Source organism: Desulfonatronum lacustre DSM 10312, from assembly GCF_000519265.1.
In the GTDB taxonomy this organism is placed as follows: domain Bacteria; phylum Desulfobacterota; class Desulfovibrionia; order Desulfovibrionales; family Desulfonatronaceae; genus Desulfonatronum; species Desulfonatronum lacustre.
Genome location: NZ_KI912608.1, coordinates 1,720,919 through 1,738,409 on the forward strand (window position 1 = coordinate 1,720,919; position 17,491 = coordinate 1,738,409).

At 59.5% G+C, this 17,491-nt stretch carries 19 protein-coding genes; 4 read left to right on the top strand and 15 right to left on the bottom strand.

Translation table 11 applies throughout. The annotated features are described in order from the left end of the window. Positions 1-189: 189 nt before the first annotated feature. The 4 genes from DESLA_RS0108080 to DESLA_RS0108095 form a co-directional block, all read right to left on the bottom strand. Complete coding sequence (locus DESLA_RS0108080) at positions 190-738, bottom strand: pyruvoyl-dependent arginine decarboxylase (RefSeq protein WP_084031963.1); 549 nt, start codon at positions 736-738, stop codon at positions 190-192. Between the two features lie 50 nt (positions 739-788). Continuing rightward, positions 789-1,511 carry an SPOR domain-containing protein gene (locus tag DESLA_RS0108085; RefSeq protein ID WP_028572058.1) on the bottom strand — a complete coding sequence of 241 codons (723 nt, stop codon included), beginning with the start codon at positions 1,509-1,511 and terminating at the stop codon, positions 789-791. Positions 1,512-1,523: 12 nt separating this feature from the next. Continuing rightward, complete coding sequence (gene argS / locus DESLA_RS0108090) at positions 1,524-3,182, bottom strand: arginine--tRNA ligase (RefSeq protein WP_028572059.1); 1,659 nt, start codon at positions 3,180-3,182, stop codon at positions 1,524-1,526. Positions 3,183-3,452: 270 nt separating this feature from the next. Beyond that, on the bottom strand, positions 3,453-4,412 hold the full coding sequence (locus DESLA_RS0108095; RefSeq protein ID WP_028572060.1) for an ACP S-malonyltransferase: 960 nt from the start codon (positions 4,410-4,412) through the stop codon (positions 3,453-3,455). Between the two features lie 136 nt (positions 4,413-4,548). Between DESLA_RS0108095 and DESLA_RS0108100 the strand changes: the two genes are divergently transcribed. Beyond that, positions 4,549-5,253, top strand: a complete 705-nt coding sequence (locus DESLA_RS0108100; RefSeq protein ID WP_028572061.1) for a 16S rRNA (guanine(527)-N(7))-methyltransferase RsmG — start codon at positions 4,549-4,551, stop codon at positions 5,251-5,253. On the opposite strand, the gene DESLA_RS0108105 is transcribed toward DESLA_RS0108100, so the two are convergent. From DESLA_RS0108105 to DESLA_RS0108115, 3 genes are all read right to left on the bottom strand, one after another. Continuing rightward, a complete protein-coding gene (locus DESLA_RS0108105) occupies positions 5,214-5,432 on the bottom strand; it encodes a hypothetical protein (protein WP_028572062.1) in 219 nt (72 codons plus the stop codon). The genes DESLA_RS0108100 and DESLA_RS0108105 overlap by 40 nt on opposite strands. 222 nt (positions 5,433-5,654) lie before the next feature. After that, positions 5,655-6,026, bottom strand: coding sequence for an MliC family protein (locus DESLA_RS0108110; RefSeq protein ID WP_084031964.1), 372 nt, complete (start codon positions 6,024-6,026; stop codon positions 5,655-5,657). A gap of 56 nt (positions 6,027-6,082) precedes the next feature. Beyond that, positions 6,083-7,105, bottom strand: coding sequence for a deoxyhypusine synthase family protein (locus DESLA_RS0108115; RefSeq protein WP_051434504.1), 1,023 nt, complete (start codon positions 7,103-7,105; stop codon positions 6,083-6,085). Positions 7,106-7,449: 344 nt separating this feature from the next. Here DESLA_RS0108115 and DESLA_RS0108125 point away from each other — a divergent pair, with 344 nt between their 5' ends. The 3 genes from DESLA_RS0108125 to DESLA_RS0108135 are packed head-to-tail and all read left to right on the top strand — an operon-like array spanning position 7,450 to position 10,057. Continuing rightward, complete coding sequence (locus DESLA_RS0108125) at positions 7,450-9,312, top strand: UbiD family decarboxylase (RefSeq protein ID WP_028572066.1); 1,863 nt, start codon at positions 7,450-7,452, stop codon at positions 9,310-9,312. Beyond that, complete coding sequence (locus tag DESLA_RS0108130) at positions 9,309-9,761, top strand: HEPN domain-containing protein (protein WP_051434505.1); 453 nt, start codon at positions 9,309-9,311, stop codon at positions 9,759-9,761. Before DESLA_RS0108125 ends, DESLA_RS0108130 begins: the two co-directional genes overlap by 4 nt. Next, the gene (locus DESLA_RS0108135; RefSeq protein ID WP_028572068.1) at positions 9,734-10,057 is read left to right on the top strand and encodes a nucleotidyltransferase domain-containing protein; all 324 of its coding nucleotides are present in this window, start codon (positions 9,734-9,736) and stop codon (positions 10,055-10,057) included. The genes DESLA_RS0108130 and DESLA_RS0108135 overlap by 28 nt, the downstream gene beginning before the upstream one ends. Before the next feature lie 57 nt (positions 10,058-10,114). Here the strand turns inward: DESLA_RS0108135 and DESLA_RS0108140 are convergent, their stop codons facing one another. The 8 genes from DESLA_RS0108140 to DESLA_RS21635 all read right to left on the bottom strand — a co-directional run bounded on the left by DESLA_RS0108140 (position 10,115) and on the right by DESLA_RS21635 (position 17,480). After that, on the bottom strand, positions 10,115-10,846 hold the full coding sequence (locus DESLA_RS0108140) for a protein phosphatase CheZ (protein ID WP_028572069.1): 732 nt from the start codon (positions 10,844-10,846) through the stop codon (positions 10,115-10,117). A gap of 81 nt (positions 10,847-10,927) precedes the next feature. After that, positions 10,928-11,611 carry a TIGR04211 family SH3 domain-containing protein gene (locus DESLA_RS21630; RefSeq protein ID WP_028572070.1) on the bottom strand — a complete coding sequence of 228 codons (684 nt, stop codon included), beginning with the start codon at positions 11,609-11,611 and terminating at the stop codon, positions 10,928-10,930. 180 nt (positions 11,612-11,791) lie between these two features. Next, positions 11,792-13,096 carry a TRAP transporter large permease gene (locus DESLA_RS0108150; protein WP_028572071.1) on the bottom strand — a complete coding sequence of 435 codons (1,305 nt, stop codon included), beginning with the start codon at positions 13,094-13,096 and terminating at the stop codon, positions 11,792-11,794. Then, entirely contained in the window at positions 13,093-13,605 is a 513-nt protein-coding gene (locus DESLA_RS19460) for a TRAP transporter small permease (protein ID WP_035261560.1), read from the bottom strand. The genes DESLA_RS0108150 and DESLA_RS19460 overlap by 4 nt, the downstream gene beginning before the upstream one ends. A gap of 145 nt (positions 13,606-13,750) precedes the next feature. Further along, on the bottom strand, positions 13,751-14,791 hold the full coding sequence (locus DESLA_RS19465; protein ID WP_084031965.1) for a TRAP transporter substrate-binding protein: 1,041 nt from the start codon (positions 14,789-14,791) through the stop codon (positions 13,751-13,753). 129 nt (positions 14,792-14,920) lie between these two features. After that, positions 14,921-15,352 (bottom strand): ACT domain-containing protein, encoded by a 432-nt coding sequence (locus DESLA_RS0108165; protein ID WP_028572072.1) that lies wholly within the window; start codon positions 15,350-15,352, stop codon positions 14,921-14,923. A 62-nt stretch (positions 15,353-15,414) separates the two neighbouring features. Continuing rightward, positions 15,415-16,719, bottom strand: a complete 1,305-nt coding sequence (locus DESLA_RS0108170; protein ID WP_028572073.1) for a phenylacetate--CoA ligase family protein — start codon at positions 16,717-16,719, stop codon at positions 15,415-15,417. A gap of 95 nt (positions 16,720-16,814) precedes the next feature. After that, positions 16,815-17,480 carry a hypothetical protein gene (locus DESLA_RS21635; RefSeq protein WP_051434506.1) on the bottom strand — a complete coding sequence of 222 codons (666 nt, stop codon included), beginning with the start codon at positions 17,478-17,480 and terminating at the stop codon, positions 16,815-16,817. Between the last annotated feature and the right edge of the window lie 11 nt (positions 17,481-17,491).

Genomic DNA, 17,491 nt, shown 5'->3' on the forward strand with positions numbered 1-17,491 from the left:
TAATGGTATAGGCGAACACACAGTATCGATCCCGAAAGCGATACCGACGCCGACACCGATAACTACATTTTCTCAAGCGAATAACGCATGATCGGAACAAAATGGAATAGTACGGAACCGCCCCCAAAAAAAAGGGCCGAGGGAAGCGGATTCACCTCGGCCCGTTAACGGCGTTTTTTAAGTGCGGCCTCAGGGGAGGAACACCGCGGCGGAAACCGTGGTGGTCCAGACCCCGGCTTGCCCCATGGTCACAACCGGGGCCGAGGCCGAGTCGATGATTTTCCCGCTCATCAGATAGATTTGCCGTCTTTCGTCATAAGCGGTCTCCGGGTTGAAGTCCACGCCCTGGGTTGTGGCCAGCATGGTGGAGGCCAGGTCTTCGGCAAAGTCGCCCAGTTCCTGCTCATCGGCCCCAAAGGCGGTATGCTCGGAAATGTAGCCGTAGTGCTCCTTGCTGGCCGGAAAGGCCATGCCCACGGCCGACCCCACCAAACGCCCCTTCTCGTTGGTGGCGTTACGGGCCATCACGCAAAAGGTGATCTGTCCCGGACTGAGCTGCTTCACCCCTTCTTCCACTGTGACCATTTTGCAGTTTGGAGGGAAGATACTGGACACATAGACCAGATTCAGCTTTTCGATCCCGGCGTCGCGCAACGCCAACTCGAACGACTGAAGTTTGTTTTTGTGTCTGCCGATGCCCCTGGTGAAAAATGCCTGCCGTGGTACAAAATTGATCATATTCGATCCTCCTAAACAAAATGTTTCCACTCCCGAAGAAGTGAAATGCCTCATAAGGATTTTTTGGCCCGAAGGAAAGGGTCCGCGATGCCCAAACCCTGAAGCCGCGACTTGGCCAGGTCCGCCTCGGCCTGCGAGCCGCGCACCGTGACCAACACCCGATACCATTGCCGATCATTGACCATTCCAGCTTCCACGGACGCCGACAGTCCCGTGGAGGCAATGTTTTGCTGCAACGCCCTGGCCTGGCTGTCATTCTGAAACGAGGCCACTTGATAGACGAACTCAAAACGCGGTCCTGCCGGTTCCAGAGGTTCCGCAAGCCCTGCCTGTCCAGTCGGGCCAGTCGGGCCAGTCGGTTCGGGCGCGGCGACGACCGGAGCCGGGGCGTGATCAGGCGCGGCCTCCCGCTGGGCCTGAGGAGTCTGCCGGACTGGAGCCGAAACCCGCGGCGGTTCGACTCGGCGGGGCGCTTCAGGGGAGGGTTGGCTGCCCCGTTCCTGAAGCGTCTCGTGAAATCGCAGTTCCTCGGGCTGCAAAACGGTTCGCGGCGTGGAGAGCGTCGGCAGTTTGGCGGACTCCCAACCGATTTCCGGAATCACCGACTCCGGATGGTATCCTCTGCCAACCAGAATGCCCAAAATGAACGCCCAGGCCATGACCAAAGTGCCCACCAATCCCACGCCGAGCATCCCAAAGGGACCCAGTTCAAACCGCCAGCGTTTCTTCTTTCCGCCGGGGGAAGTCGAGGGTTTGGAGTTCTTCTGCGCCATATCCGAATCGGCCTACATCTTCTCCGGTGCGCTCACACCCAGCAAACCCAACCCGTTACGCAACACCTGGGCCACGGCCCGGCACAAGGCCAGTCGGGCCTGAACCAATTCCGGCGCCCCCGCGGCCAGGACCGGATGCGTGGTATAGTAGCGGTGCAGCTTTCCGGCCATATCCAACAGATAGTGGCTGAGGTGATGCGGGCTGAGGGTGACCGCGGCGGAAACCAGCACATCGCCGAACTGATCCAGGGCTTTGAGCAGTTCCATATCCCCTTCTCCGTCCAGCAGAGTCAGCGTCTCCAGGGTCGGCCGCAAAGGAATCACTCCGGCTTCTCCGGCCTTGGCCAGCAGGGAATGAATCCGGGCATGAGCGTACTGCACGTAGTAGACCGGGTTGTCCATGGTCTGCCGTTTGACCAGTTCCAGGTCAAAGTCCAGATGGCTGTCGCTCTTGCGGCTGAGAAAGATAAACCGAGCCGCATCCGGCCCCACCTCGGCGCACACGTCGGCCAGGGTCTCGAACTCCCCGGCCCGAGTAGACATGGCGATCTGCTCTCCGGCCCGGAGCAGGTTGACCAGTTGGACCAAAATGCACTGCAAGTCCTCCGGGGCCCGGCCCAGAGCCTGGGCTGCGGCTTTCATCCGGCCGACGTAGCCGTGATGGTCCGCGCCCCAAATGTCCACCACCAGATCGAAGCCGCGCTCGAACTTATCCGCGTGGTAGGCGATGTCCGAGGCCAGGTACGTCAACGAGCCGTCGGACTTGCGCAGCACCCGGTCCTTGTCGTCCCCGTACCGGGTGCTGGCGAACCAGAGCGCCCCGTCCTGCTCGTAGGCCAGCCCGTCCGCCCGCAAGCGCTCCAGGGTCCGCTCCACGGCCCCGTCCCGGATCAAGCCGGACTCGGAGAACCAGACCTGGTGCTCCACCCGAAAGTCCTGGAGATCCTGGCGGATTCCGGCCAGAATCCGGGCCATGGCGTATTCCCGGGCCACGTCCAGGGCTTCCTGCTCCGGAAGGTCCGCTGTCCGCTCTCCGTCCCGGTCCGCTAATCCTTGGGCCAACTCCCGGATGTACTCACCTTTGTACCCGTCCTCGGGAAAAACCGCTTCCCGCCCGAGCAGTTCCAGATACCGGGACAGGACCGAGGCCCCCAGGAGCCGCATCTGGCGACCGGCGTCGTTAAGGTAGTATTCCGTAGTCACGTCGTGGCCCATAAACCGCAGGATACGAGCCAGACTGTCCCCCAGGGCCGCCCCGCGCCCGTGGCCGATGTGCAGCGGGCCGGTGGGGTTGGCGGAGACGAACTCCACCTGGACCTTACGACCCCGACCCAGGTCGGTCTGTCCGTATTCATCGCCCTGGTCCAGGATGTCCAGGACGCCTTGTTGCCAGAAAGACGGGGCCAGGGTGAAATTCAAGAACCCCGGACCGGCGGTCTCCACTTTGGCCAATCGTCCGTGGCCCAGGCCGGCCAAACGCTGTTCCATATCCTGGGCGATCTGCCGGGGGTTCTTTCCGGCTTTCTTGGACAGGGTGAAGGCCATATTCGTGGCCAAATCCCCGAAACGCTTGTCCCTCGGTGGTTCCAGGGTCGTGGCCGGGGTCCACTCCAGGCCGTGTTCGGTCAGAAAGGGCGTCAACAATTCCCGCAAATAATTTTGTGCTCGCATTGGGTTGCGTCGTCTCGTCTTGTTGATGATTCTTTTTTCGGCCTCCCGACGGCCGTGTCCTTTCACGTCATACTTTGGCTTTGGCTTGTAACTACTCAGTACATTTTGTGTCCGATCTTGCATCGGCAATCAGTGTCGGGGTCGGTATCGGAGTCGGAATCGAAACAGGAAGAATTTAGAACGCACCCCAGCGTTTTCGATCCCGATCCCGATTCCGATTCCGACTCCGGCAACAGAATTTCTCTGTGCTGAGTAGTTGCTGGCTCGGGCTCAACTCCCGGCGGTCGAACCGAGCGCTTCCAGGTGCTCCAGGCTGGAGATGCTCTTCGCCTCCCAGGGCACGTCCACCTTGGCCAGAATCGCGCCAGCCAGCCGGCTCAGAACCCCTTTGGGGCCAAGCTCAATCCAGGTTCGGGCCCCGTCATCCCACTGAGCCAAAATGCTTTGGGTCCAGAGCACGGAAGAGGTCATCTGCTCCGCCACCAGGGTCTGGATGCGGGCGGGATCAGGCTCCACGGCCGCCGTGACGTTGAAGTAGACCGGAATGCGCGGCGCGCGCCAATCCAATTTCTTCAATGCTCCGGCGAACTCCTTGGCCGGTTCGGCCATCAAAGAGCTATGAAAGGCCCCGCTCACAGCCAAAGGTACGGCACGGCCCTTGCGATCCTTGACCAGGGCCGCGGCCTGGTCCACCAGGTCGGCGGTCCCGCTGATCACGAACTGGGCCGGAGAATTGTGGTTGGCGATGCGCAGTTCCCGGTCACTTTCGCCTCGGACCGCGTCCACGATTTCCTGGACCGCCTCCTGGGAAAGCTTGAGCACCGCGGCCATCTTGCCGCCTTGGTCCGCCCCGACCTCGTCCATCAACTGACCGCGCAACGCGGCCAGTTCCAGGACCGCCGGAATATCCAGAACCCGCGCCGCGGCCAGCGCGGCGAATTCTCCCAGGCTGTGACCGGCCAGACCGTCCACCCGCAAACGCTCATGGCCCACGATCCACAACCCCAGGGTGGTCGCGGTCATGGCCGGCTGGAGATATCTGGTCCGGGCCATGTCCTGTTCCGCGCCGTCCCAATAGATTTCCCGCAACGGCGCTCCCGCCGCCTTTTCCGCCCGCTTCCACAATTCCATGGCCTCGGGGAACCGCTCCGCCACGTCCCTTCCCATGCCCGACTCCTGGGACCCCTGACCGGGAAAGACAACCACGATTTTCGATGTTGATTCTCTCATATTTTTGTCCATAACAGTACGTTCTCGTTCCGCTTCAACTTTCAAACCACGGTTTCAAACCTCAGCTCCCAGGTCTCAGCCTTCATCCCTCTCTCCCCTCTTGCATTTTCCCACATGATCGGCCATGGATCGCCCCATGGCCGCCAAAACCACCTCCCCGACTCCGCCGACACCGGACCAGATTACCGCCCTGGCCGCCGACCTCGGTCGGACGCTGACCACGGAGCAAGCTCTGGGATTAAGCCGGTATCTCGGGCTGCTGCTCCAGTGGAATCAACGCATGAATCTGGTCGGACCCGGTGATTGGAGGACCGTCCTGACGGACCTGGTGGCGGACAGTTGGCTGTTGGCCGATTTTTTGGACACCCTGCCCCTGCTGAAAAACGCTCCGGATAGCCCCACGGGTAATCAACCGAAAAAACCTCTGGCCGTGGATCTGGGCGCCGGGGCCGGGCTGCCCGGCCTGCCCTTGCGGCTGTTCTGGCCGCAGGGAACGTATCATCTGGTGGAAATCCGCCGCAAGCGCACGGCCTTTCTGCTCCAGGCCGTCGCGGCCATGGGGCTGCGCCGGACCATGGTTCGACCGGAACGGGCCGAACAGGCCTTGCCCGCCCTGGCTCCCGTGGATCTGTGCCTGAGCCGGGCCTTTCTGCCCTGGCCCCGACTTCTGGAATTGGTCCGCCCCTGGCTGGCACCCAAGGGGCTGGTCCTGATCATGGCCAACGAGACCCCGCCCGAACCCCTTCCGGAAGGCTGGTCCCTTCAGGCCGCCCGGGGCTATCCTTCCGGCGACAAAAACCGTTATTTCTGGTCCTTGGCCGCCGCCGTCATCTCCAGATAGGAGCCTTTGAAAATGGCCTCCGTGGCCGCGGCGTCCGCGGCCTCGCCCAGGTCCATCAACGTTTCCAGGAATTCCAGGATCACGAACCGATCGTTCTCGCATCCGTCCTGAAAATCCTGAACCAACCGGCCGCTGGAAAGCAGTTCCTCGATTTCCCGCAAACAGTCCATGGGAAGCATTGTCGTGCCTTGGTGATCCTTGCTGATATTTATTTGAGATTCGGATAGACGTAAAAAACGAGTATCATGGCAGGAAACAGCCGTGGCGTAAAGAGCGCCGCACGTCTTTTCGCCGACAATAACGGGGGAAAAAATGAACCACGGGGCACACGGGGATCAGGGGGCGGACATGAACCAGACTGCCTTTCCCCGTGCTCCCCCTGCGCCCCGTGGTTACCTTCTTTACAATTCCCGGCATCCCTCAAGATACAGCCGCCAGCCCCCGTCATCCCCGCGTTTCTCCAAAAAGCCTTCCCGGCCCTTGACCCACCAGACGTACTCCCGTTCATCGGTATACCTGGACCCCGAAGCCGAAAGAGCACTGGGCAAGGTGACCATCTCGCCGTCCGGCATATCCAAGCGAACGAAATGCAGCGTCTTGTCGGAGAGTACATAATAGCTGGCCGTGAGCCGTGCTTCGCCGATACAGAGGTACGCGACCTCGGAGATCGGAACCGCGGTCAGTTCGCCAAGATCACGTCCGCCCCGATTCCAGATGCAACCGGCAATCAGCAGGCCGGCCAAGCAGGTGAAGACTCCGACTGTCCGTATCATGCTCCGCTCCTTATTCATCTCTCCTGCCGGTCTTCCCAAGATCGCGTCGAGAAATATTACCAGCCAAGCAAATAGGCAAAGATCAACGGCGCGACGATGGTCGCGTCGGACTCGATAATGAACTTCGGCGTGTCCACGCCCAATTTGCCCCAGGTGATCTTCTCGTTAGGGATGGCCCCGGAATAGGAGCCATAGCTGGTGGTGCTGTCGCTGATCTGGCAGAAATACCCCCACAGCGGAACATCCGTCCGCTCCATGTCCTGGTGAAGCATGGGCACCACGCAGATCGGGAAGTCCCCGGCGATTCCCCCGCCGATCTGAAACATGCCCAGGGGATTTTGCTTCGTGGTCTGGGTGTAGTGATCCGCCAGCCAGGTCATATACTCGATCCCGGTGCGCACGGTGTGCACGTTTTTGACCTCGCCCCGCAGCACGGCCGCGGCGTACATGTTGCCCAAGGTGGAATCCTCCCAACCCGGCACGACCATGGGCACGTTCTTTTCCATGGCCGCCAGCATCCAGGAATCCTTCGGATCAATCTGGTAGGACGGAGCCAGGTCTCCGGCGGCCAGGATCTGGCGGAAGAACTCATGAGGAAAGTAGCGCTCCCCCTTGGCGTCCGCCGCGGCCCAGACCTGGAGCATGGCCTTCTCGATCCGCCGCATGGCCTCCATTTCCGGGATACAGGTGTCCGTGACCCGATTCATGTGCCGGGCCAGCAGTTCCGCTTCGTCCTGGGGGGTGAGGTCCCGATAATTGGGCACCCGTTCGTAAAAATCGTGGGCCACGAGATTGAAGATGTCCTCCTCCAGATTGGCCCCGGTGCAGACGATCAGATGCACCTTGTCCCGACGGATCATCTCGGCCAGGGACAACCCCAGCTCAGCGGTGCTCATGGCCCCGGCCAGGGTGATCATCATCTTCCCGCCGTCGGCCAGAAAATCGTCGTAGGCCCTTGCCGCGTCGATTAAGGCCGCTGCGTTGAAATGCCGATAATGGTGCGTAATGAACGATCCCACCGGTCCGAGTTTGGCGGTATCGCTTGATTTCTTGGATATCGTACTCTCAGCCGAACACATGACCAAGTCTCCTTTGAAACAAAAAGTAGGGTGAATTGCCGATTGCGGCATACGTCATGCTTGGGATAGTCGGTGCCAAGACTTCCGTCAATTTTCGAGGCGCTTCAGTCCTGGGCTGATTTCCTCTCGGAAGCAACGGAGAGAACAACATCAAGCGAAATCGAAATCGCTATCGAAATCGGAAGAAAAACTGTGCATCATCGGGATTACGTCATCTTCTTGGCCATGAAGTTCGATTTCGATCACGATTTCGATTTCGTTTAAGATCCACTCCGGATATGGAATCGGGGAAGTGCAAGGCTCCGAATCTGGACGCTGCAAGCACGGTCGCGTACAAGACCGTCATGGGATACGACACGCTGCAAGCATGCATTCGCGATTTGGAGGCTGCCGGAAGACTGGTCCGGCTGGACGTGGCGGTGGACCCGTACCTGGAAGCCGGGGTCATCCAGCGCCGAGTCTACCAGGCCGGAGGACCGGCCCTGCTCTTCACCAGGGTCAAAGGCTGCCGCTTCCCCATGCTGGGCAACCTATTCGGTACCCTCGACCGAGCCAGATACATCTTCCGGGACACCCTCCCGGCCCTGGATAAACTGGTCAGGCTGAAGGTCGATCCGAGCGAGGCGCTCCGAGCCCCCTGGAAATATCTGGGACTGGTTCGCACCCTGTGGAACGCCCGGCCGAAGTACGTGACCAACGGGCCGATCCTGGCCGAAAACTGCGCCCTGTCCGACCTGCCCAACCAGGTTTCCTGGCCCAGGGACGGCGGAGCCTTCGTCACCCTACCCCAAGTCTACTCCGAAAGCCCGGGCAGGCCAGGCCAAAACAATTGGATGCATTCCAACCTGGGCATGTACCGGGTCCAGTTCTCCGGCGGGCGGTACGCTCCCGACCGGGAAGCGGGCCTGCACTACCAGATCCACCGGGGCATCGGGGTGCACCATGCCGAGGCTTTGCAGCGCGGCCTGCCGTTGCGGGTGAACGTGTTCATCGGCGGACCGCCGGCCATGACCCTGGCCGCGGTGATGCCCCTGCCCGAGGGTATGCCGGAACTCAGCTTCGCCGGGATGCTCGGCGGCGGCAGACTGGAACTGGTCCGCTCCGCAAACGGTCTTCCCATGCCTGCTCAGGCCGACTTCTGCATCTCCGGCGTGGTCAAAGACGCCCAAACCCTGCCCGAAGGTCCCTTCGGCGACCACCTTGGCTACTACAGCCTGGAGCACGACTTCCCGGTGCTCACCGTGGACCGGGTTTATCACCGCCCGGACGCGGTCTGGCCTTTCACTACCGTAGGCCGCCCGCCCCAGGAAGACACCACCTTCGGCGCGCTGATCCACGAACTCACCGGTGACGCCATTCCGACCGTGCTCCCGGGAGTCCGGGCCGTGCATGCCGTGGACGCAGCCGGGGTGCATCCCCTGCTCCTGGCCCTGGGCAGCGAGCGCTACGTACCCTATGATTCGGAGCGGGCTCCCCGGGAACTGCTCACCCAGGCCAACGCCATTCTCGGCCAGGGCCAACTCTCCCTGGCCAAATATCTGCTCATCGCCGACCGAGCCGACGACTCCCGTCTGGACATCCACGACATCGCCAATTTCTTCCGCCATGTCTTGGCGCGGGTGGATTGGACCCGGGATCTGCACTTCCAGACCCGAACCACCGTGGACACCCTGGACTACTCCGGTCTGGGGCTGAACGAAGGCTCCAAGGTGGTGATCGCCGCTGCCGGCCCGCCCCACAGGACCCTGCCCACGTCTTTTCCCAGCGACCTCCACCTACCGGATGGTTTTGGCTCGCCCCAGGTCTGCGCACCGGACGTCCTGGCCGGAATCCTCGTCATCCAGGGACCACCCTGCACCCGGACCCGGCACGCCCAGGACCCGATCATGGCCGAATTCTGCCACGAACTGCACACCAGAGGGCAACTCCCGGACTGGCCGCTGATCATCGTGGCCGACGACAGCGCCTTTGTCGCCCGAACCCTGAACAACTTCATCTGGACCACCTTCACCCGCTCCGACCCAGCCTGCGACATCTATGGAGCAGGCGAAACCATGACCTGCAAACACTGGGGCTGCCCCGGCCCCCTGGTCATCGACGCCCGAGCCAAACCCCACCACGCCCCGGCCTTGGAACCGGATCCGGAAGTGGAAAAAAGAGTGGATATGCTCGCGGCCAAGGGAGGGCCGCTGGCGGGATTGTGGTGAACCTCAGAGCCGGGTTACAGGCGACACCTTTGCTTCCCTACATTGCGAGTGGCAATATGACGCGAGACGAGCATATACTCTACTGGCTGCAAGAATCCGACAAAGATTGTTCCGTCATGACCAGCCTTTTGGATAATGGTCATTTCACTTGGGCACTTTTTGTCGGCCATCTAGTCCTTGAAAAACTTCTCAAGGCAATTTACGTACAAAATATTGACAAAGAAGTTCCGCGTATTCACCATCTGCTCAAAATAGCCCGAGATGCAGGTTTAGAAATGACAGTTGATCAGGAAAATTTTCTACTTGAGGTGACGACATACAACATCAAAGGGAGATATCCGGATTACAAGAAGCAATTTGCACGCAAGGCAGGTCTTGATTTCACATTACAAAGAGTAGCCCAGATAAAGGAGATGCGTCGATGGCTCAAAAACAAATTGCAGCGCTGATCGAAAATAGCATCAAAGAGTATATACAGATACTACGTAAAAATAGTGTTCCGATCCAAAGCTTATATCTTTTTGGTTCTCATGCAAAAGGAACGGCCAAGGCAGACAGTGACATTGACCTGGCCGTCTTCTGGGACAAGGATGAGATTGACGGTTATGATGAAGACGTACGCTTAATGAAACTAACACGGCAGATGAACGTATGCATCGAGCCTCATTCGTTTTCACGCAAAGACCTTGAACATCCGGACCCATTTGTTCAAGAGATCATGGCAACCGGTGCACGGCTCATTTAGGAGCATGAAACAAGAGCACGATTCAGACAGTCATCTCAAGAGAGTCCGAGCTTTGATCTAATCCAGCCCAAGCTGGGCCAGCAGATCGTCTACGTCGTTCTGGTTGGTCGTGGTTTGCGGGCCTTTGAGGTCCGAGGCTTTTTGTTTGGCTTCGGTGTTCAGGGTCTGGAAGTCCTTTTCCGGCTCCTCGTCAATTCCTTTGATTTTCAACCCCGTGGCCACGAACAGTTCCGTGGTGATCCGTTCCACCTGCTTGATGGCGGTAATGATCTTCTTGATCCGCTGGCCGGTCAGATCCTGGAAGGACAGAGCGGTCATGATCCGCATGAAGTCCTCGCTCAGGCGCTGGTTGGTGGCGATCAGGGCGTTCACGTCCGCGGCCCTGGCCCCGCCGCTGCGGAATCGCTCCAGGATCGCGGTCATCTCGGCCTGCAACTCCATCTGATCTTCCACAATGTCCATGACCTGGACCGCGGCCTGCTCCGTGGCCTTGAGAATCTCGTCGAGTTGATCCGAGGCTTCGGAGATCAGGGCGGAGGTCTGCCCGTCCACGATCGGAGCCTGTCCATCGTATTTCTTGGCTTCGGCGATTTCCTTGTAGATTTGCTTCAACCCGTCTTGCAATTCCGCGTTCAGGGTCCGGTAGAACTCACCTTGCATCAGAGATCGGCTGATGTTCTTCTGCAATTCTCTTTCCAGAGCCTGGACCATGGTTCCGCGTAATTCTTCGGAAATACGCGCGGCAATCCGATCCATGACCCGATCAGCCATTTCATCATTGCTGAGCATGGTGCTCCTCGCTGTGTTGCGGCCCATTAACCGTGCTCGCGTACGGCGTTCAGGCCTTGTGTTGTTCAAATTGCTTCGCGATCAGGTATATTGCAGGGTATTCCGCCGCTTGCCCTGCAAACGCCCGGTGATCACTCCGGCCAGCCAAGCCACCAAGAAGACCGCTCCGCCGGCGAGAAACCAGTAAAAACGGTCCCAGGACTTCAACTTGCTGTTTTCTTGGCGCAAGGTCTCGACCTCGACCTGAATATCGGCCAAGTCAGCCACTGTCTGATCGTAACGTTGCCGCAAATCGAGAACATTGGACGCATCCAACTGGAGAGCTGCATATTCACGGTCCAGATCCAGAAGCTTGTTGGAGGTTTCGGATAAGGTTTCCAAGAGGTTCCGGTTAACCTCTTCCAGTTCGGCGATCCGTCCCAGAGCCCCGCTGGATGCTGCATAAAGTTCATCATATTCCTCGCGAAGCTCCTGATATTTCAACGATACCGGAAGTTCCGCGCTGGTGAAGCGTTTCAGCACCCATCCTTCAATGCCGTTCGGACCGCGGACCCGCAACCATCCCGACTGTTCGGTCAAAGCTTCCATTTTCGCCCCGGCGGGGAGCATCTGAAGAATCCGATGTTCAGTGGATGGTCCGGCTCGTTTGGAAATCTCCCGGACATCGGACACGTACACGGTTTCCGCCGTGGCAGTGCTCGGGGGGAAGGCAACGACGATTACCAGGACGACGGCGACAAACAGCATGATCAGACAGCTTTTCATCGGTGAACCTCAGTAAAATAATGGGCTTGGGTATACGAAACGCGTCTTTTCGTAACACTGAACCATGCCCAAAGACAACGCGTCCAACCACTCTTTTCCCGGGCGAACCGGTGGGATCAGGCATGCAAACCACCCATTTTCACGGCACGGAACGTATCTCGCCGCGACAGCATTTCCGACCTAGATCAGACCGGGCAAAAACGTGGTCAGAGCGGGAAAGGCCAGCAGAATGGCGATGCAGACGATCAACGCGGCCAAAAACGGCCAGATCCCCTTAAAGATGGTTTCCAGCGGGACGTCTGCGGCGATTCCCTTGACGATATAGACGTTCATGCCCACAGGGGGCGTGATCACCCCCATGGCCACGACCAAAACCATGATCACCCCGAACCAGATCGGATCATATCCCAAGACATTGACTACCACGGGGTAAAAGATGGGAATGGTCAACAAGACCAAGGCCAGGGCGTCGATGAAGAATCCCAGAACAAGGTAGATCAACAGGATCAGGGCCATGACCACGTAGGCCGGCAAATCCAACTGCCCGGCCCAGGACGCCAGCTCGAAGGGAACGCGGCTCACGGCCATGAACCGCCCGAAAATCACCGCCCCGGCCACCAGAAGCATGATCATGGCCGTGGTCCGGGTGGAGTCGGCCAGGGCGCGCTTCAATCCTTCCCAGCGCAACTTGCCCTGGACCAGGGTCAGAAAAAACACACCGGCCGCCCCCACGGCTCCGGCCTCGGTGGGGGTGAACCATCCGGCGAAGAGACCGCCCAGGGACAAGGAAAAGATAACGAATACTTCCCAGATTCCGCCCTTCAACGCCGCGAAGCGATCCTTCCAGCTGAACACCGGTCCGGGAGGACCGAGCCGGGGATTGCGCCGAGCCATGAGGAAAATGGTGGCCATGTAGAGAAACATCAACAAAAATCCAGGGATGATCCCGGCCATGAACAGCTTGCCGATGGATTGCTCCGTGGCCATGCCGTAGACGATGAAGATCACGCTGGGCGGAAACAGGACTCCCAACGCCCCTCCGGCGGCCACGCTGGCCGTGGAAAGGGTGTCCGCGTACCGATATTTCTTCATCTCCGGGATGGCGATGGCCCCGATGGTCGCGGCCGTGGCCGTGTTCGACCCGCAAACCGCGCCGAACAACGCGCAGGTTGCCTGGGTGGCGATGGCCAACCCTCCGGGATAGTGGCCCATGGTCCGATAAGCGAAGGTGAACAGCCTGGCCCCGATCCCGGAGTAGAACGCCAAAAATCCCATGAAGATAAACATGGGGATCACGCTCAGGGAATAGGAGGAAAACGTTGCGTACAAATCCTTGGAAACGACCCGGAACGCCGCATCCGGAGAAACCAGCCAACTGAATCCCAGAAATCCGGTCAGGGACATGGCATAGGCAATGGGCATCCGCAGGATCAGAAGCACGAAAAACAGGCCGATGCCGGCCAGGCCGACCAGTGTCGGGCTCATCGGCGCACCGCCATGCCCACCATTTCCACGGCGCGCAGGATCAGGATCAGGCAAAGCAGCCCAAGGGCAGCGGCAAGTCCGTAAACAAACGGATAAAAAGGAATTTTCGTGGTCAATCCCACCTCTCCGCTGGCCGCGAAGCTCTGGGCATAATCCAGCATGTGCCAGGAGCAGAACACGAAAAACACCGCGGCCGTGATGTTGGTCAGGCCGTCGATGCAGGCCCTGATCCGCTCGGGAAGCTTAGCCACCAGAAAGCCCACGGCGATATGCCCGTTCTTCAGTGCGCAATGGGCCAGGGCCAGACCCACGGCCAGGGAGGTCAGAAACCCCACGAATTCATATGTTCCAAGAATCGGATTCTTGAAGAACGCCCGCAGGATAATGTTCAGGACCACCAGAAACATCACAGCCAGAAGACTGATTCCGGCCACGGCGTCAAAGACCTTGCTGGCGGCCCAGACGTATTTTTCGGCGAGTTGAAGATAACGTTTCGAACGTGACGGCATTGAGGATAAGTGGAAAGCTGTTGAGAAGAAACACAGTCGCGCGTTCAGACGCTTTGCAAGCCAGCGAATGAACGCGCGCCGTGTTCAAGAAAAAACATATATCCGCGCCGAGAACGTTCCGGCACGGCAAAAAAGTCCCGTATGGTCAATACCGGGCGTTGTACTTCTCGGACAATTCGATCACCAAGTCCAGGGCCTCTTGCCCGGGCAGCCCACGACCAGCCATATCCCGGAGAAACTCGGCCTGGATCGGCAGGACCAGTTCGGTCCAGCGGGCCGTTTCCTCATCGGTAAGGTGGATCACCTGTTGGCCCGTGGTTTCCACGGCATAGGTCAGGGCCGCTTCGTTCTGCGCATCCCACAACCCCTTAGCCACGTCCAGGAAGAACTGTTCGGAAATCTCGGTGATCACCGCTTGCAGGTCCTCTGGAAGCCGATCCCACGCGCGTTGGTTCATGGTCACGAAGAACAAGGTATTGTAAAGAAACGGGGTCATGGTCAGATAGTCGGTGACCTCGGCGTGCCGCCAACCCTGCAAAACCTCCAAGGGCGAAAGATTGCCCTTGACCAGCCCGCGCGACAGGGCCTCGTAGGCCTCGGACTGAGGCATGGCCACGGGGATGGCGCCCAATGCGGCCAGAGTCTTGGCGCTCAGCCCGGTGGCCCGAATTTCCAAGCCTTGCAAGTCTTCCAGGGTGCGCACGGGCGATTTGGTGAACAGATCACCGGGTCCGGTGGCCAGGACCATCAGCAGCTTGGTGTCCTGGACCTCCGCCGGGTTCAAGGTCTTGATCGCGTCCCAGGCCACTTGGCTGGCGACCTTGGAATTCTTGTAGGTCACGCCGGGCAGTTCGAACACTTCCAGCAATGGAAAACGACCCCTGGTATAGGCAAAAACGGACAGGCCGATATCCGCGATCCCCGTGACCACGCCGTCATAAATCTCGGGAGCCGCGAGCAGAGTCTGGCCCGGATAGCTGACCACGTCGATTCGCCCGTCGGACGCCTCGGCCAGAGCCTTGGCCCAGCCTTGGACCAGTTCCGTCTCAGCCGGGTGGGTCGCCGGGAAAAAGTGCGCCAAGCGCAAGGATACCGGACGCTGCGCCATGGCGGCGGTCGCGGTGAGCATCAGCGCCAAAAACGCCGCCAACAAAATCATCAGGCACGTCAAACCCAATCTGTTCATCTCTGCCCCCTATTTTTCTATTTGCGCTCAACATGACTCGACCAGCCAGGACAGGCTCGGGGTCGATATCGATCCTGCCTCCAATGCCAAGTTGAACAGCAACACGTTACGGTCGTCATGTTCCGCGGCCTACAGATTGTAGAGTTCGTCCCCGGGGATGATCCGAATCTTGTTGGCTTGTAATATCTCAACGGCCTGATCCGTCCGGTCGAACCGGAAGATCATAACCGCGTCTTTTCCGGTCTGCTGAACAAAGGCGTACATGTATTCCACGTTGATCTGGTTATTGCTGAGCAGTTCCAGAATGAAATGCAGTCCCCCGGGCCTGTCGTCCACTTCCACGGCCACCACGGAGGTCCGGCCAACGGTGAAACCGTTTTCCTTGAGCAACTGCTTGGCCCGTTCATGGTCCGTGACGATTAACCGTAAAATCCCGAAGTCCGACGTATCGGCCAAGGACAACGCCCGGATGTTGATCCCGCCCTGGGACAAGACCCTGGTCACGTCCGTCAGTCGCCCGGCCCGGTTCTCCAAAAAAATCGAAATCTGTTCCACTTTCATTGTTCTGCCCTCCCTGTAAGGGATTCAGGTTCTATGACGGATTGGGAAACCGTGATGCGCTCTCAGACCTTGGGCCGCTGGTCGATGATCCGTTTGGCCTTGCCTTCGGAACGAGCCAGGCTGCGCGGCTCCACCAGTTTGACCTTGGCCGTCACACCGAGAAACTCCTTGATGTTCCCCTGGATCTTGCCCTCCAGGCGCTGCAGATGGCGCACCTCATCGGAGAAAAGCTTTTCATCCACCTCCACCCGCACCTCCAGGGTGTCCATGGCGCCCTGGCGGTCCAGGATCAACTGATAGTGCGGGGTCAGGCCCTCGGTTTCCAGCAGCAGGGCTTCGATCTGCGACGGAAAGACGTTCACCCCGCGAATGATCAACATGTCGTCGCTACGCCCTTTGATCCGGCTCATCCGGACATGGGTCCGGCCGCAGCGGCAGGGAACGTAGTTGAGGGAGGTGATGTCCCGGGTCCGGTAACGGATCAGAGGCTGGGCCTCCTTGGTCAGGGTGGTCAGGACCAACTCGCCGGTCTCGCCGGGCGGTAACTGCTCGCCGGTGATCGGGTCGATGATTTCCGGTAGGAAATGGTCCTCGAAAATGTGCAGGCCTTTTTGGGCCACGGCGCACTCCATGGCCACCCCCGGTCCCATGATCTCGGAGAGTCCGTAAATGTCCAGGGCGATCAGACCCAGCTTGGATTCGATGTCGTGGCGCATCTCCTCGGACCAGGGTTCCGCTCCGAAGATGCCGACGCGGATGGGCAGCTCACTGAACGGGATCCCGGCTTCCTGGGCTGCTTCGAACAGGAACAGGCTGTAGGACGGGGTACTGCACAGCACCGTGGGGCCGAAGTCCCGAAGCAGCATCACCTGACGCCTGGTGCCTCCGCCGGAAATGGGCACGATGGTCGCCCCCAGCTCCTCCGCGCCGTAATGCACGCCCAGCCCGCCGGTGAACAAGCCGTATCCGTAGGCATTATGCACGACGTCGCCTCGGTTGACCCCGGCTGCCATGAAGGCCCTGGCCATCAGGGAGGCCCAATTCCGGACGTCGCGGTGCGTATACCCCACCACCGTGGCTTTGCCGGTGGTACCGGACGAGGCATGGATGCGCACGACGTTTTCCTTGGGCACGGCAAACAGACCGAAGGGATAGTTGTTGCGCAAGTCCTGTTTCTCCGTAAACGGCAGGTACTTCAAATCGTTGAGGCTCTTGATCTGTTCGGGACGTATGCCGGTTTCTTCGAACTTACGCCGATAAAACGGCACGTTGGCGTTGACCCGTTCCACCAGGTTCCGGAGCCGGGACAACTGCAACGGCTCCAGATCCTCCCGGGGCGCGGTCTCTTTCTCGATGTCGAAAATCACGAACTATCCTCCTTGAACAATTGGAAATTCAGAACTGATCCGGGTGTTAGCGGCCCACGAAGCAACGCATGCCCGTGATATCCCGACCATGTCCGTCACGCGAAATGGCTGAACCAGTAATACCCTCCGGCCAGGGCCACCGCCCCCAGCAGCAGGGCGTAGACCCTGCGCGAGCGCAGGGAAAGCAGAACCCCGACGGTTCCGATCATCCAGACCATCGGCCAGGTAATGGGCAGCATCAGGACACGCCCGCGGAATTGCTGCAAGAACACGTCGGTGAGCGGCACGAGCAGGGCCATGACCACGATAAACGCCGTCAGATTCACCGCGACGGATTGGAGCAGGGCCATTCCCGCTGGATTCATCGGGGAGGTGGTTGCATCCGCGCCACCCCGCGTGGACTGAAGCATTTGCGTATACACGGCGTTTTGCCTCCGGCGCTGCAACAATTCGAGACGGCTGCCCAAAAGGGCCGTGGGCGCGCACAACAACATGACCATGAAGATCACCGGAGCCTGGACGAGATCGAAGACGTTCATCAAGGCTAAGGATGTCAGCAGGGCAAAGGGGCCATGCGGGGGAATGTACGTCCCGATGGGAAAGAGATCCAGAAAAAGCAGTTCGAAAAACAGCGCCACGGGCAAGGCCGTTTCCCACTGGCCGGTCACGGCCGCCCACAGCATACCGATCACCAGGGGCCGATCCAGAAATCCGAGATTCAGGCCGAATCGGGCCAGGGAAAACAGGACAAAAAAAAACACGCCAAGCCCGC

Coding starts and splice junctions, on each gene's coding strand:
- DESLA_RS19465 (WP_084031965.1), bottom strand. CDS start 14,791: ATGAACAGATTGGGTTTGACGTGCCTGATGATTTTGTTGGCGGCGTTT.
- DESLA_RS0108080 (WP_084031963.1), bottom strand. CDS start 738: ATGATCAATTTTGTACCACGGCAGGCATTTTTCACCAGGGGCATCGGC.
- argS (WP_028572059.1), bottom strand. CDS start 3,182: ATGCGAGCACAAAATTATTTGCGGGAATTGTTGACGCCCTTTCTGACC.
- DESLA_RS19460 (WP_035261560.1), bottom strand. CDS start 13,605: ATGCCGTCACGTTCGAAACGTTATCTTCAACTCGCCGAAAAATACGTC.
- DESLA_RS0108135 (WP_028572068.1), top strand. CDS start 9,734: ATGGCTCAAAAACAAATTGCAGCGCTGATCGAAAATAGCATCAAAGAG.
- DESLA_RS0108165 (WP_028572072.1), bottom strand. CDS start 15,352: ATGAAAGTGGAACAGATTTCGATTTTTTTGGAGAACCGGGCCGGGCGA.
- DESLA_RS0108150 (WP_028572071.1), bottom strand. CDS start 13,096: ATGAGCCCGACACTGGTCGGCCTGGCCGGCATCGGCCTGTTTTTCGTG.
- DESLA_RS0108085 (WP_028572058.1), bottom strand. CDS start 1,511: ATGGCGCAGAAGAACTCCAAACCCTCGACTTCCCCCGGCGGAAAGAAG.
- DESLA_RS0108100 (WP_028572061.1), top strand. CDS start 4,549: ATGGCCGCCAAAACCACCTCCCCGACTCCGCCGACACCGGACCAGATT.
- DESLA_RS0108110 (WP_084031964.1), bottom strand. CDS start 6,026: ATGATACGGACAGTCGGAGTCTTCACCTGCTTGGCCGGCCTGCTGATT.
- DESLA_RS0108115 (WP_051434504.1), bottom strand. CDS start 7,105: ATGTGTTCGGCTGAGAGTACGATATCCAAGAAATCAAGCGATACCGCC.
- DESLA_RS0108125 (WP_028572066.1), top strand. CDS start 7,450: ATGGGATACGACACGCTGCAAGCATGCATTCGCGATTTGGAGGCTGCC.
- DESLA_RS0108105 (WP_028572062.1), bottom strand. CDS start 5,432: ATGCTTCCCATGGACTGTTTGCGGGAAATCGAGGAACTGCTTTCCAGC.
- DESLA_RS0108140 (WP_028572069.1), bottom strand. CDS start 10,846: ATGCTCAGCAATGATGAAATGGCTGATCGGGTCATGGATCGGATTGCC.
- DESLA_RS21630 (WP_028572070.1), bottom strand. CDS start 11,611: ATGAAAAGCTGTCTGATCATGCTGTTTGTCGCCGTCGTCCTGGTAATC.
- DESLA_RS0108095 (WP_028572060.1), bottom strand. CDS start 4,412: ATGAGAGAATCAACATCGAAAATCGTGGTTGTCTTTCCCGGTCAGGGG.